This is a genomic window from Pantoea alhagi (genome assembly GCF_002101395.1).
Classification (GTDB): Bacteria; Pseudomonadota; Gammaproteobacteria; order Enterobacterales; family Enterobacteriaceae; genus Mixta; species Mixta alhagi.
Genome location: NZ_CP019706.1, coordinates 3,903,437 through 3,916,985 on the forward strand (window position 1 = coordinate 3,903,437; position 13,549 = coordinate 3,916,985).

Sequence of the window (13,549 nt, forward strand, 5' to 3'; positions counted from 1 at the left end):
TCAGGCCGCGTGGCGCTGTTTTTCATACAGGAAATGCAGGATCTGCTGACGCAGCTGGTGATAGCGCGGCGCGTCCGCCAGCGCCACGCGTGAACGCGGACGCGGCAGATCGATGGTCAGGATTTCGCCCAGCGTCGCCGCCGGGCCATTAGTCATCATCAGTACCCGATCCGACAACAGCACCGCCTCGTCAACATCATGGGTTATCAGCACAATAGTGGTGTTCAGCTCCTGCTGAATACGCATCACGCTATCCTGCAAATGGGCGCGCGTCAGGGCGTCCAGCGCGCCAAAGGGCTCATCCATCAGCAGGACGCGCGGTTTCATCGCCAGCGCGCGGGCAATGCCAACACGCTGTTTCATGCCGCCTGACAGCTCCGCCGGTCGTTTATGGGCTGCATGACTCATCTGCACCCGCGCCAGGTTATGCTCAATCCACTCCCGTCGCTCCGCCCGGTTCATGCTGTGCTGAAAGAGGTGATCCACCGCCAGCGCCACATTTTCCTGCGCTGTGAGCCACGGCAGCAGCGAGTGATTCTGAAACACCATCGCCCGCTCCGGACCAGGGCCGGCGATCTCACGGTTATCACACAGCAGTACGCCATCGCTGGGCAGCGTCAGTCCGGCGATAAGGTTAAGCAGGGTTGATTTACCGCAGCCAGAGTGGCCGATCAGACTCAGCGTCTCTCCGGCGCGCACGTTAAAAGAGACATTATCCAGCGCCAGAAATTCGCCCTCAGAAGTATGAAAGCGCTGGCTGACACTCTGCACCTGAATAATATTTTGCATGGCGTACTCCCCTATTTTTCCCAGCTAAAACGACGCGCCAGCAGCATGAGTCCCTGCTCCAGCAGCAGGCCCACCACGCCGATAATAAAAATGGCGATCAGAATGTTTTCTACGTTGAGGTTGTTCCACTCGTTCCAGATCCAGAAGCCGATGCCCAGGCCGCCGGTCAGCATTTCTGCTGCGACGATCACCAGCCAGGCAATGCCAATTGAGAGGCGCACCCCGGTCAGTACCGCAGGCAGTACCGCCGGAAACAGGATTTTGCGCAGAATGGTCCATTCAGAGAGCTTCAGTACCCGCGCCACGTTGAGATAGTCCTGTGGGATGCGTTGTACGCCTTCGGCGGTATTGATGATCATTGGCCAGATGGAGCAGATAAAAATCGTCCAGCTGGAGGCGGGTTCGGCGCGTTGAAACAGCAGCAGACCAATCGGTAGCCAGGCCAGCGGGCTGACCGGGCGCAGCAGCGCAATCAGCGGATTAAACATCTGCGCCAGAAAGCGAAAGCGCCCAATCAGAAAACCTGCCGGGATCCCCACCAGTGCCGCCAGCCCAAAGCCCACCGCAACACGCGTCAGAGAGGCGATAACGTTCCAGCCGATCCCCTGATCGTTAGGGCCACCGTTATAAAAAGGATGGGCAAACAGCGTTAGCGCCGCCTGCCCGGTAGCCAGCGGCGTGGGAAAGCCGTTGCTGTTCAGCGCCGCAGTCTGCCAGATGCCGAGCATCAGCAGCAGGCCGCAACACAGCGGGATCAGCCGCTTCAGCAGCGCATTAAGCGACCAGCGACGTCGCCGGGGACGCGGCGATGCGGGCGGCAAAACGATCACTTCCGCTACCGCAGGCGCGGTGTCTGCGGATGGTACAATCTGAGCTTCGTTCTTCATGCAGGTTCTCCCCGGCGTTTAATGGCGAAATCATTGGCCCAGGCGGCAGGATTGCTGCCATCCCAAACGTTGCCGTCGATCAGCGTGCTGCGGCGCATCTCACTCTGCGGCACCGAAATATTGCCCACCGCGCTGGCAGCCTGGCGATAAATGTCGGTGCGGTTGATGGCGCGTGCTACCGCCTGGTAATCGGGCTGCTGCTTCAGCAGGCCCCAGCGCTGTAGCTGGGTTAAAAACCACATGCCATCCGACAGCCAGGGGAAACTCACTTCACCGTCGCGGAAAAACTGCATGCCGTGCGCGTCCTGCCAGCGGCGGCCCAGACCATCCTGATATTCACCCAGCATTCGTCCGGTAATGCTCTCCGCCCGGGTATTGAGACAGGCGCGCCCGGCTATCGCCCGTGCGGTTTCACGCCGGTTATCCTCAGAGGCATCAATCCAGCGGGCAGCCTCGAGCACCGCTGCGGTCAGGGCACGGGCGGTGTTGGGGTTGTCCTGTACCCACTGTGCGCGCGTGGCGAGGATTTTTTCCGGATGATCCGGCCAAACCTGCTGGCTGGTGACGGCGGTATAGCCGACCTGCTCGCTGATGGCGCGCTGGTTCCACGGCTCGCCCACGCAGAAGCCGCTCATATTGCCAATTTTCATATTCATCACCATCTGTGGCGGCGGCACCACCAGCAGACGCAGATCGCGGAAGGGGTCGATCCCCACGCTGGCCAGCCAGTAGTAAAGCCACATGGCATGAGTGCCGGTGGGAAAGGTATGCGCGAAGCGATAGGTGCCCGGCTCGCTGGCGGCGACCCGCTTTTGCAGGCTGTTGCCGTCATGGACGCCCTGTTCCCTTAGCTGGCTGGAGAGCGTGATCGCCTGGCCGTTGTTGTTCAGCGTCATCAAATTCGCCATCGCCTGTTGCTTACCGGCAATGCCGAGATGCAGTCCATAGATCATGCTGTACAACGCGTGAGCGGCATCCAGTTCGCCGGAGGCGAGTTTGTCGCGCACCGCCGCCCAGCTCGCCTCTTTCGACGGCTGCAGGTTGATGCCATGCTTTTTATCGAACCCTTTCAGCGCCGCCATAATCACCGGGGCGCAGTCGGTAAGGGGGATAAAGCCCACGCGCACCAGCGGCTTTTCCGGCGCGTCAGAACCGGCAGCCCAGACCGCGCTGCTTAATCCCGGCACCAGGGCGCTGCCCGCCGCCAGCGCGCTGCCAACGAGAAAACGACGACGTGACGACATAAAACGCGCGTTGCTCATTCTGTGCATCCTGATAAAAGAGATAAAAAAAGGCGTCCGTCGCAGGGAGTGAAAGCCTGCGAGCGGACGCCTTTATCCAAAGCACTCGTTTCACCGCCGTTGGTGAAACAAATGCACACGTTGTCTTACGTTACTGCAAGCGGCATGCCAGCTTTGAAATGCGCTCCGCAGGCGGCTTCAGGAGGCTGAACGCCCGGCGGCGCACTCTGGTGTGACATTTTACGCACGCTGATTGTGCAGCTACCTGGTATGAGGTAGCGAGAAGACGGCAGCAACTTCTATCATCGCCCGCGCAACTTCACCGACCCGCTTATTTTGATCCATCGCCATTTTGCGCAGCGTATGCCATGCCTGTTGCTCATCGCACTGGTAATGCTGCATTAACAGCGCTTTGGCCCGGTCGATCTGCTTACGCTCCGTCAGCGTGGCGTGCATCGCCGCCAGCTCATCCTCTTGCGCCTGCAGGCGCTGAGCCTGATTCTCTATCAGCGCCAGCAGCGAACGTCCCAGCTGGGGCGCAATCCCCGCTGAGTCCAGCATGCCACCCTCCTCCAGCCAGGGGGTGTTAGTGACATACAGGCTGTAGCCTGACGGCTGCCGGCATGCTTCCGACAGCGTTGCGGCATTTGCCGTTTCCAGCTGAGCAATGCCATCACGACAAATGCGCATTACCTGCTGCCGGAGCAGCTGTTCTGTCTGCTTCATGCCATCCAGCCGCTCACTGAGCAGCTGAAACCAGCGCTGCGCATCAGTACCGCGCGTGCTCATCCCGCTACAGGCGATGCGCCGCAGCTTTTCTGTTTCCTGTCCCGCTTCAGCGATGGCGTGCCAGGCCTGCAGGCTCTGCTCGTCGGCAAACTGGCAAAAAGTACTGAAGCTGCGATCCTGACTCTCCAGCAGCGTGACCAACTGCTGACGATCCGCTTTACTGAACGCGCCGGCGGCAAAGCCCGCCGCGCCGATTGCCCGCTCCTGCCCGGCCAGCTCTTTGCCCTGCATAAAGCTGAACAGCGCCAGCAACGCTCGTGACATGCTGTGGCTGGCGTTATCCGCCGCCTCGAATATCAGATGCAGCAGATGCCGTATCAGTTCGCTGTACTGCTGTATCGCAGCGGTATGGGGCAGCTTATGGCACAGCACCTCCTCACGCAGCGCCGTCAGCCCGCTTAACGCCTGTAGCGTCAGCGCCACGCGCCCGTAAAAACCGCTGGCAGCGGCCCGCTTTTCCGGCTCCGGCAACTGCGTCAGCATGCCGCTCAGCGCCTTATCAACTTCATCTTGCCGCGTGATGAGCTGCGGCAACGTTAAATCGCTGTCGCGGCAGAGCCAGAGCGTGGAGATGCCGCGTTCACGCTGGAGAGCGTGAATTAAAGCGCTAATCGCATCGAGCAGCGCCTCGCTATTTAACAGTTCCTGTAACGCTAACCGCTCGCTTTCCCGTGACGCTGACCAGTAACGCCAGGCATAATCGGTGGTGTTTTGCATTATCAACCGCCCCGTTAACCTTATCCCGCTCAGGATCAAGCAAAGTACGTGCCGCTTATCGCAACAGGCAAGCGATAGCTTTTGCTTATATTTCACGCATCAGCCTCAAGTTGTTGAGGCTGATAACCGATACCGTAAGTACTGATCTCGGTTTCATGAGGCTCCACCATGCTTTCTTCAATTCGCGCCCGTATTGTTGCTATTACTACTGCCTGCGTGGTGGTGGCGTTGTTGATTAACGCCACGCTGAACTATCTGGTAACGGAAAAATATAATCAGCAGGCCATTACCAGCACGCTGGAAGCGGTAGCCGACAGCCATAATGCCGCGATTGCCGAATGGGTTAACAGCAAGTCCACCATGATCGCCTCGCTGCAGCCGGTGGCGCTGGAGGCCGATCCGGTCCCGGCGTTCCGCCAGGTGGCGGCAGCGGGCGGCTTTACCAACGTTTATGCCGGCTACGCCAGCAAAATAGCGAAATTTTCCGATGCGACCGGCATTCCCCCTGATTTTGATCCAACGGGGCGTCCATGGTATTTGCAGGCGCAGGCGGCTGGAAAACCGATCGTGACGCCGCCCTATGTCGATATCACCAGCGGTAAGCTGGTGGTGGCTTTCGCCATTCCGGTAATAGAGAACGGCACGCTGCAGGCGGTGCTCTCCGGCGATGTGGCCATGGATAGCGTTGTCGCAAACGTCGGCTCTATTCATCCTACGCCCGCCAGCAGTGGCCTGCTGATCGATAAAAATGGCATGATTGTGACCACCAGCGATGCGGATATGGCGCTGAAACCGGTGAAAAATCTGCTGCCCGACCTTGACGTACCCGCCCTGCTACACAGCGACACGCCGGTGGCGGCCCAGCTGAGCGGCGTGGACAAGCTGCTGCTGGCAAAACCGGTTAGCGGCACTGACTGGTATCTGGTGGTAGCGCTGGATCGTGCGGAAGCGTACGCCGGTATGCATTCGCTGCTTTCTGCCTCTGCGGTTTCGCTGATCCTGCTGGTTCTGGTCGCCGCACTGGTAATTGGTCTGCTGATTGGCGCGCTGATGCGTCGCCTGCTGTCGATTCGTGATGCGATGCATGCGATCAGCTCTGGCGATAACGATCTGACCCAGCGCCTGCCGGTCAACGGCAATGATGAAGTCTCGCAAATCGCCAGCGCCTTTAACGCCTTTACCGATAAGCTGGCTACGGTGATGACGCAGTTGCGCGACGCCAGCGCCTCGGTGCAGGTTGCCGCCAATGAGATCGCCAGCGGCAACGCCGATCTCTCCGGGCGTACCGAGCAGGCAGCGAATAACCTGCGCGAAACGGTCAGCGCGATGGATGCGATTAGCCAGTCGGTAACCGAATCAACCCAGTCGGCAATGCAGGCAAATCAGCAGGCGGCCTCGGCTTCTGAAGCCGCACGACGTGGCGGCGAAGTGGTCTCCAGCGTAATCGCCACCATGGAAACCATTGAACAGGCATCGGGTAAAATCGGCGATATTATCAGCGTGATCGACGGCATCGCTTTCCAGACCAATATTCTGGCGCTTAACGCTGCGGTCGAGGCCGCGCGCGCCGGTGAACAAGGGCGTGGTTTTGCCGTGGTCGCCGGTGAAGTGCGTAATCTGGCGCAGCGCAGCGCGCAGGCGGCGAAAGAGATTAAAGCCCTGATCGACAGCACCACGCAGAGCGTGGCGACCGGCTCACACTATGTCCGCATGGCGGGCGAAAGCATGGATGATATCGTCAGCAATGTGGCCAGCGTTTCTGAAATTATGGAAGGTATTACGCTGGCCAGTGAAACGCAGCTGCACGGTATTCAGGGCGTACATCTGGCTATTGGCAAACTGGATGAAATGGTGCAGCAGAACGCCGAACTGGTGGTGCAATCTACCGCCGCTGCTGGCGCGCTGAAGTATCAGGCTAACGAGCTGGCCGATACCGCAGGCCACTTCCGTCTGTAAATTCTGAAATAGTTCGCCTGGCGGTGCGTGCGCGTCGTCGGGCGCTATCCCTTTCCACCGCCCTTTCTTTTTTCGCGCATTGCATTAAGCCTGCGCCGCGCCTGCTTTGCTGTCTATACTTGCCAGATAATGTTCTGACGTTGCCGTCGGGCGATGCCGCTAAGGTGACGCACGGCGCGCAAATAACATGAGAAACAGACTCGCGCAATGGTTTGAAATCTCAAAAGTGTCAGGTAGACTGAGCCTGGTTTTATCTTTCTGTAAATCTGAGCAATTTTTCCAGCCAGCCGCGTCAAATTTCGGCAAGCATCAGGCTTGCCCGCCGCGTCTCTGCGCTACACGCTCTGGCTTTTGTCCAGATAATCTGATGAGATCGTGAGGATCAAAGTGAAAATTCGTTTCGCGCTGACATTACTCGCTGTTATGACCGTTGCTGGCTGTAAACCACCTGCACCGCCCGTCAATGACGACACGCTGGTTAGCAGCACCGTCAACGGCGTGACGCTGGTCCATCGTCATGCGGTCAGTGCGCCCGGCGAGTTTACGCCGATTGATGAAAGCTATCGCGCGCTGTACAACGCCTCGGTGATGACCACGCCCGACTACGGCGGCAAAGTGGTGCGCTATCTGGAAAACGGCAAGCCTTTCCAGGTGCTGGGCAAGGTGGAAAATAACTGGCTGGCCATCGCCGAGCCTGATGATACGCAGCTTATCGGCTATGTGCCGATGAAGGCGGGCGTGCCCAGCGATCGTTATGAGCAGACGCTGCGCAACGATCGTCCACGTCCACGCCGCGCCACTAAGCAAGTCTGTGTCGATGTCGGCGGCGCCAGTAAAGCCTGTCGCAAAGCCAATACCGCTACCTGGATCCTTGATTAAACTACGCCTGCCGGCGCATGACCCGGCAGGAACTCCCGGTTACTGCTGAAAATGGGATATTTTCGGTCTGGAATAATGTGATTCAATGACGCCTGTAGATGCTGCCCGTGAAGCACATAACACGAGCAAGGATAATATATTACTGGCAGCGGCCTCTCCGCTGTTGAATACCATTGTGCATATTCGTATGGCTGCCACGCATGACGATCCGGCCGGGCTGCGCCTGCAACTGGTGGAAGAAGTGCGTCAGTTTGAAAATCGCTGCAAGCAGGCCGGGTTGCCGTTTGAAACCATTATTGGTGCCCGCTACTGTCTTTGCAGCACGCTGGACGAAGCGGCGGCACAAACGCCCTGGGGCATTCGCGGCGTCTGGTCGGGCAACGGCCTGCTGGTTACCTTCCATAATGAAAGCTGGGGTGGCGAGAAGTTTTTCCAGCTGCTCTCCCGCCTGTCGCAAAATCCGGCCCAGCATCTGGCGCTGCTGGAAGTGATCCACTATTGTCTGCTGCTGGGCTACGAAGGCCGCTATCGCGGCATCGAAAATGGCCGTCAGCAGCGCGATACCCTGCGCACCCGCCTTGGACAGCTGATTGCCGAAACCCGACAGAATCAGGATACCCCCGCCAGCGTAACGGTTGAGGCAAGACCGCTTTCCAGCCAGTTCTGGCGACCGCCGGTGCCGATCTGGAGCTGTTTGCTGGTTACCGCGTTAATTGCCGGGCTGATTTATAGCGGCCTTAACTGGCGGCTGGGCAGCCAGGCTGAACCGGTGCTGCGCGCTATCTATCAGGCGCCGCTGCCTGAAGTGACGTTGTCACGCGGTGCGGCAATGCCGCAGTCGCTTCTGAATTTACGCCAGCGCTTGAGCGATGTGCTGGCCGCAGGACAGCTGGAGGTCAGCGATGGTCCTTTCGGCAGCAAAATTATCCTTTCCTCCGATAAACTTTTCGAACCGGGTGCCACCGCGCTGAATAGCTCAGGGCGCGCGTTGCTGATGCGCGTCGCCGACGCGGTACAGGATATTAAAGGCACGCTGCTGGTTTCCGCCTATACCGATAACCGCGTGCCGCGCACTAATCGTTTTCCGTCGAGCTATGAATTTTCTCTGGCGCGGGCGAAAACCATCACCGCCCTGCTGAATCAGCAACTCACCGTCGGTCATCAGATCAAAGCGGAGGGACGCGGCGATAGCGATCCGCTGCTGCCGAACGACAGTGAAGAAAATCGCGCCCGTAATCGACGTATCGAAATTACGTTGTTCGCCGCGCCGGTGAACCCTGCGCAAAAGGAGAAGCCGTAATGAAGAAAGCATGGCCCCCGTTGCTTGCCAGTCGTCTGGCCTGGGGCTTTATCGGCATTAGCGCCTTTGCCTGCCTGATCTGGATTGTTGGCCCGCTGTTGGTCATTAACGATGCGCGCCCGCTGGAGTCGGTGTTTAATCGCCAACTGGTGATTGGGCTCGCCTATTTTTTCTGGATCCTGATGCAGCTGATCCCCCGACTGTATAATGCCTGGTTCAATAATCGTCTGCTGACGAACTTGCAGCAGCAGGCGATGCTTGACCCGGCAGAGCAACAGGCAACGGAAAGCATGCTGACCGAGCGCTTTAACGAAGCCATTACTCTGCTGAAAAAAGCGCAATTTGGTCGTAAGCGTCATGGCAGCCGCTGGCAGCGCTACAGCGCGCCGTGGCTCTATCAGCTGCCGTGGTACATGATTGTCGGCGCGCCAGGCGCCGGTAAAACCACTGCCTTGCTGAACTCTGGTCTGGAGTTTCCCTTAACCGATAGCCTTGGCAAAAGCGCCGTGCGCGGCATCGGCGGCACGCGCCACTGCGACTGGTGGTTTACCGATCGCGCCGTACTGCTGGATACCGCAGGACGTTATACCTTGCAGGAGAGCCAGCGCGCCCGCGACGCCAGCGAATGGCAAACGTTTATCGCCCTGCTGAAACGCTTTCGGGCGCGTCAGCCGATCAACGGCGTAATCATGACGATAAGCGTCGCCGATCTGCTCAGCGATGCTGCCGAAGCGCGTTATGCCCAGGCCACCGCCCTGCGGCAACGCATGCATGAACTGCATCAGCAGACCGGCATTGCGTTTCCGGTCTATATCATGGTGACAAAAACCGATCTGCTGAAAGGCTTTATGGGCTATTTCGCTACGCTGGATAAGCAGCAGCGCGACCGCATCTGGGGCTTTACCTTCCCCTGGGAGACGAACCGCGACGGCAGCTCACCGCTTAATGGCCATTTCGGGCAACAGTTTACCCTGCTGCAGCAGCAGCTACAGCGCGACGTGGCGCACCGCATGGAGCAGCAAAACGAACTAATGCAGCGCGCCGATTGCTTCCTGTTCCCACAGGAGTTCGCCTCGCTGCGTCCGCTTTTGGCAGAGTATCTGGATATTGTCTTTTCGCCGGTCGGCGGCGCGGTCGCCTGGTCGCCGCGCGGCCTGTTTTTTACCAGCGGCACGCAGGAAGGCCTGCCGTTCGATCGCATTATGGGGCAACTGACGCGTAAACTACAGTTGCCGCGCACCGGCGAACACTCTATTGCCGCCTGGGACAGCGTGAACCGTGCCGCGCCCATTCCAGGTAACAAAGGGCAAAGTTATTTTATCCGCCACTTGCTGAGCGACCTGATCTTTGAAGAAAGCGGACTGGCCGGCAGCGATAGCCGCTGGGAAGACCGTAACCGCCTGCTGCACTGGACCGCCTATGGCGCGATGGCCGCCGGGCTGTTGCTGGCCTGCGGGCTCTGGTTTACCAGCTATCTGCAAAACCAGCACTATCTTCAGCAGATTGCACAGCGCGTCCCGCCGTTGACACATCAGGGCGAGGAACTTGCCCGCCAAAACGCCGGCACCATTTTCGATCTGCTACCCTATTTGAATAGCCTGGTGAAGTTGCCGCAGGCAGAGAATTTTTCTCTGGATAATCCGCCGCTCAGTATGCGGGCAGGACTCTATCGCGGCGATCAAGTTAGCGACGCCGCCTGGGTGCTCTATCAGAACGCCCTGAAATCGTTGCTGCTGCCCCGCGTGGCGCAGGAAATCACGCGCATTTTAGGCAGTGATAAAGGTAACGACAGCGAATTTAGCCGTAATGCCCTGCGCGCCTATCAGATGCTTTACCAGCCGCGCAATTATGATGGCGAGTTCCTGCGCGGCTGGTTGATGCAGAACTTACAGCGTACCCTGCCGGCAAACGTCACCACGCACGATCTTCAGCAGCTTGACTGGCATCTTAGCCAGCTGCTGGACCGGCAGATACAGTCGTCGCCTTTCGCTCGCGACAACGCATTAATTATGCGCAAGCTGGCAGCCAGCCTGGCGGATTCAACGCCGGACAGCAGGCAGTTTGCGATCGCGTCCGCAGAAACAACGCAGCGAGCGGGCAATCGGCATCAGTGAGGAAATGGTTATGGCGGAGAAATTAGCTCCGGGCTGGTATGGCAAGCTACCGGTTACCGGCGATTTCCTGCAGCGTCGGCTGTCGGATAGCCTGGTCACCGGCTGGTCCAACTGGTTTCAGCAAGGTATCACCCAGTGGCACCAGCAGAAGGTGACGGCAGAAGCCTTTCTGCGTGCGCCGGTGTGGAACTTTATTATTCCAGTCACGCCCGGTTTCCAGCGCATCCAGATGGGCTGCCTGCTGCCCTCACGCGATCGCGTAGGTCGCAGCTGGCCGCTGGTGGCGGTAAAAACCTTTACCCCTGAACAGTGGCATCCGGCGCAGTTGATTATCGCCGGCGACTGGTATCGCCAACTGGGCGGCTGTTTACTGCAGGCGGTGCGCGAATCGCAGCCGGTCGATACGCTGGAGCAAAATCTGCTGTCGCTGCCCCCGCTGCCGGTGCCAGAAAAACAACGCTCCGCTATTATGGACGTGATCGGCTATCAGGATCTGCCCTGCACCTTGAGCTGGCGCGAAGTCGCCGATCGCTTTAACCCACAACACTTTATCAGCTACTGGTGGAGTAACCGCTGTGACGGGTTCCCTCACGCCACGCACAAGCACAGCGGCATTTTAAACGCGCAGCTTTTTTCCCTGCTGTTTAACCCGGCCGCAGGTGCGCTGCCGGGACGTAACGGTCTTTATCCACCGATGTTTGAGTAGTGCCTTTTGTCCCGACTTTTGATGCAGGAATCATCATGCGATTTACCATTGTGCAACAGACAGGCGTGCCCTATCAGACGGTCGACTTTTTACCTCCCGGCGGAACCATTGGCCGCAGTCAGGACAATGACTTAGTCCTGCCGGATGAAGCGCGTGCCATTTCCCGCCTGCAGGCGGTAGTTCATGTTTCAGCGCAGGGTGAATGTCGATTAACCAATCACGGCAGCGTTACCAGCGTGGTGTTAAATGGACGCCCGCTGGATCGCGACAGTCAGGTTCTGCTGCAGCACGGCGATACCCTGACCATCGGTGAGTATCAAATTGACGTGCGCGATCCACGCCATGAAATCGTCAGTGAGAATCTGGCCAGCAGCTTTGATCCGCTCTCGCTGTTTCAGCAAAACGCACAGACCTCCGATCCGCTGGGGATGGCGCAATATGATTATTCTCCGCTGGTGACCTCCACGCTGGAGCCCGCCGCCGCGACCGACAGCGCTTCCAGCCGGACAAACGCGCACAGCGGCGCACGGCTGGATATTGACCCGCTGCCGCGCGACCGCAGCGAACAGGCAGAAGGCGTTGAAGGCGCGCAGCCATGCAGCGATGATCGGTTGATTCAGGCGCTGCTGGATGGGATGGGGCTGGATAATCATGGCAAGGATGCATTGACTGAAGAACAGATGCGGATGACGGGCCGCATGCTGAGCCTGTTTTCTCAGGGTACTGTCGCTCTGCTCTCTTCGCGCTCGATTCTTAAGCGCGGGGTTAAGGCTGAAATGACCATGATCCTGAATGAAGCCAACAATCCCTTTAAAATTTTACCGTCGGGCAAAACGGTGCTGATGCAGATGTACCAGAGCCAGATGCCAGGCTTTATGCAGCCGGAACAGGCGGTTCGCGATGCGCTGGTGGATTTACAGGCACATCAGCTCGGTATGATCGCCGGGATCCGGGCGATTATCGCCGCCATGTTGCAGTCATTTAATCCGCAGCGGCTGGAAGAGAATGCGCGTCAGGATGGGCAACTGCCAAAAATGCCTTTTACCGCGCATCGTAAAGCGGCGCTGTGGGACTATTTTATGCGCAGCTACCAGCGCACTGCCGGCGAGCTGGAGGATGATTTTCACTCCCTGTTCGGCGAAGCCTTTTTGCACGCCTATGACATGGAAGTGAATCAGTACAAAGACTCTCAGACGCGAACGGAGAACGAATGAATATCGCCTTTGCCATTACCTCGCAACAGGGCGAGCGCACGAACAATCAGGATCGGGTAGGCCATCTGCTGACTGAACAAAACGCCTGCTTTGCGGTGTGCGATGGCGTGGCCGGTCTTCCCGGCGGCGAACAGGCGGCGCGCATCGCCTGTGATACGCTGCTGGATACGCTGAGTTCGCTTCCGGCGTTCTCCGTTCAGGCGAGCTATCAGGCGATTGAAAAAAGCGATCGCGCTATCCGCGAAGCACAGCAGATAAATCCGAAATTACAGCGCATGAGCACCACCCTCGCCGCGCTGTTTATTGACCGTACTCAACAGCTTGCATGGTGGGCGCACGCCGGGGATAGCCGCATTTACCATTTCCGTCGTGGCTACCTGAAACAGGTGACGCACGACCACAGTCTGGCGCAGCGAATGAAGGATGCAGGTTATGAAAATACCGGCATTAACAGTAATTTACTTTATAATGCGCTCGGGGCGGAAGCGATGCGCGAGGTCAGCCACAGCGAGGTGATTACGCTGGAGGATGGCGATGCCTTTTTAGTCTGCAGCGATGGCTTTTGGCTTCATCTGGCCACCGCTGAAATGGAGCAGGCGCTGCGCATGGTAAACAGCTGCGAGGAGTGGTTAACGCTGATGCAGCAGGCCATCGACCGGGCCCGCAAAAACGATAACCTGAGCGCCATCGCCATTTGGGTCGGGTCGCCGCAGGAGACGACATTATTACAGTCGCTGGCTGATTCGGCACGCCTGTTGCCGCCTCGCGATTAATTTCAAGGAGCGTTATGAAATTGCTGACCAAGTGCCTGCGTCGGGCGTCCGGCCCGATGGTAAAGATGCACACAACGTCGTCGACAGATTGTTCTGCGTTAACTGTAACGCGGGGCGCATTACGCCTCTGCCACCATGCCCTGCGCACCGGGGTGACTGGCCATAAAGCAGCCATTTGGCTGCA

General features: G+C 58.4%; 11 protein-coding genes. 7 read left to right on the plus strand and 4 right to left on the minus strand.

Features of this window, described 5'->3' with window-relative positions; genetic code table 11:
• From B1H58_RS18395 to B1H58_RS18410, 4 genes are all read right to left on the minus strand, one after another.
• Positions 1 to 789, minus strand: coding sequence for an ABC transporter ATP-binding protein (locus B1H58_RS18395; RefSeq protein ID WP_085071885.1), 789 nt, complete (start codon positions 787 to 789; stop codon positions 1 to 3).
• A gap of 11 nt (positions 790 to 800) precedes the next feature.
• Complete coding sequence (gene ntrB, locus B1H58_RS18400; protein WP_085071886.1) at positions 801 to 1,676, minus strand: nitrate ABC transporter permease; 876 nt, start codon at positions 1,674 to 1,676, stop codon at positions 801 to 803.
• Positions 1,673 to 2,938: a CmpA/NrtA family ABC transporter substrate-binding protein gene (locus B1H58_RS18405; RefSeq protein ID WP_085071887.1), complete on the minus strand. Its 1,266-nt coding sequence runs from the start codon at positions 2,936 to 2,938 to the stop codon at positions 1,673 to 1,675. The genes ntrB and B1H58_RS18405 overlap by 4 nt, the downstream gene beginning before the upstream one ends.
• A gap of 240 nt (positions 2,939 to 3,178) precedes the next feature.
• Positions 3,179 to 4,423 (minus strand): nitrate- and nitrite sensing domain-containing protein, encoded by a 1,245-nt coding sequence (locus tag B1H58_RS18410; protein ID WP_085071888.1) that lies wholly within the window; start codon positions 4,421 to 4,423, stop codon positions 3,179 to 3,181.
• Positions 4,424 to 4,591: 168 nt separating this feature from the next.
• On the opposite strand from B1H58_RS18410, the gene B1H58_RS18415 reads away from it, so the two are divergent.
• The 7 genes from B1H58_RS18415 (at position 4,592) to B1H58_RS18445 (ending at position 13,365) form a co-directional block, all read left to right on the plus strand.
• The gene (locus B1H58_RS18415) at positions 4,592 to 6,379 is read left to right on the plus strand and encodes a methyl-accepting chemotaxis protein (protein ID WP_085071889.1); all 1,788 of its coding nucleotides are present in this window, start codon (positions 4,592 to 4,594) and stop codon (positions 6,377 to 6,379) included.
• Positions 6,380 to 6,802: 423 nt separating this feature from the next.
• Positions 6,803 to 7,258, plus strand: coding sequence for an SH3 domain-containing protein (locus B1H58_RS18420; protein WP_085072367.1), 456 nt, complete (start codon positions 6,803 to 6,805; stop codon positions 7,256 to 7,258).
• Positions 7,259 to 7,343: 85 nt separating this feature from the next.
• Positions 7,344 to 8,558 (plus strand): type IVB secretion system protein IcmH/DotU, encoded by a 1,215-nt coding sequence (icmH, locus tag B1H58_RS18425; protein WP_085071890.1) that lies wholly within the window; start codon positions 7,344 to 7,346, stop codon positions 8,556 to 8,558.
• On the plus strand, positions 8,558 to 10,672 hold the full coding sequence (tssM, locus tag B1H58_RS18430; RefSeq protein WP_085071891.1) for a type VI secretion system membrane subunit TssM: 2,115 nt from the start codon (positions 8,558 to 8,560) through the stop codon (positions 10,670 to 10,672). Before icmH ends, tssM begins: the two co-directional genes overlap by 1 nt.
• Before the next feature lie 10 nt (positions 10,673 to 10,682).
• Positions 10,683 to 11,378, plus strand: a complete 696-nt coding sequence (gene tagF, locus B1H58_RS18435) for a type VI secretion system-associated protein TagF (protein WP_085071892.1) — start codon at positions 10,683 to 10,685, stop codon at positions 11,376 to 11,378.
• A 35-nt stretch (positions 11,379 to 11,413) separates the two neighbouring features.
• A complete protein-coding gene (gene tagH / locus B1H58_RS18440; protein ID WP_085071893.1) occupies positions 11,414 to 12,592 on the plus strand; it encodes a type VI secretion system-associated FHA domain protein TagH in 1,179 nt (392 codons plus the stop codon).
• On the plus strand, positions 12,589 to 13,365 hold the full coding sequence (locus B1H58_RS18445; protein WP_085071894.1) for a PP2C family protein-serine/threonine phosphatase: 777 nt from the start codon (positions 12,589 to 12,591) through the stop codon (positions 13,363 to 13,365). Before tagH ends, B1H58_RS18445 begins: the two co-directional genes overlap by 4 nt.
• Positions 13,366 to 13,549 lie beyond the last annotated feature (184 nt).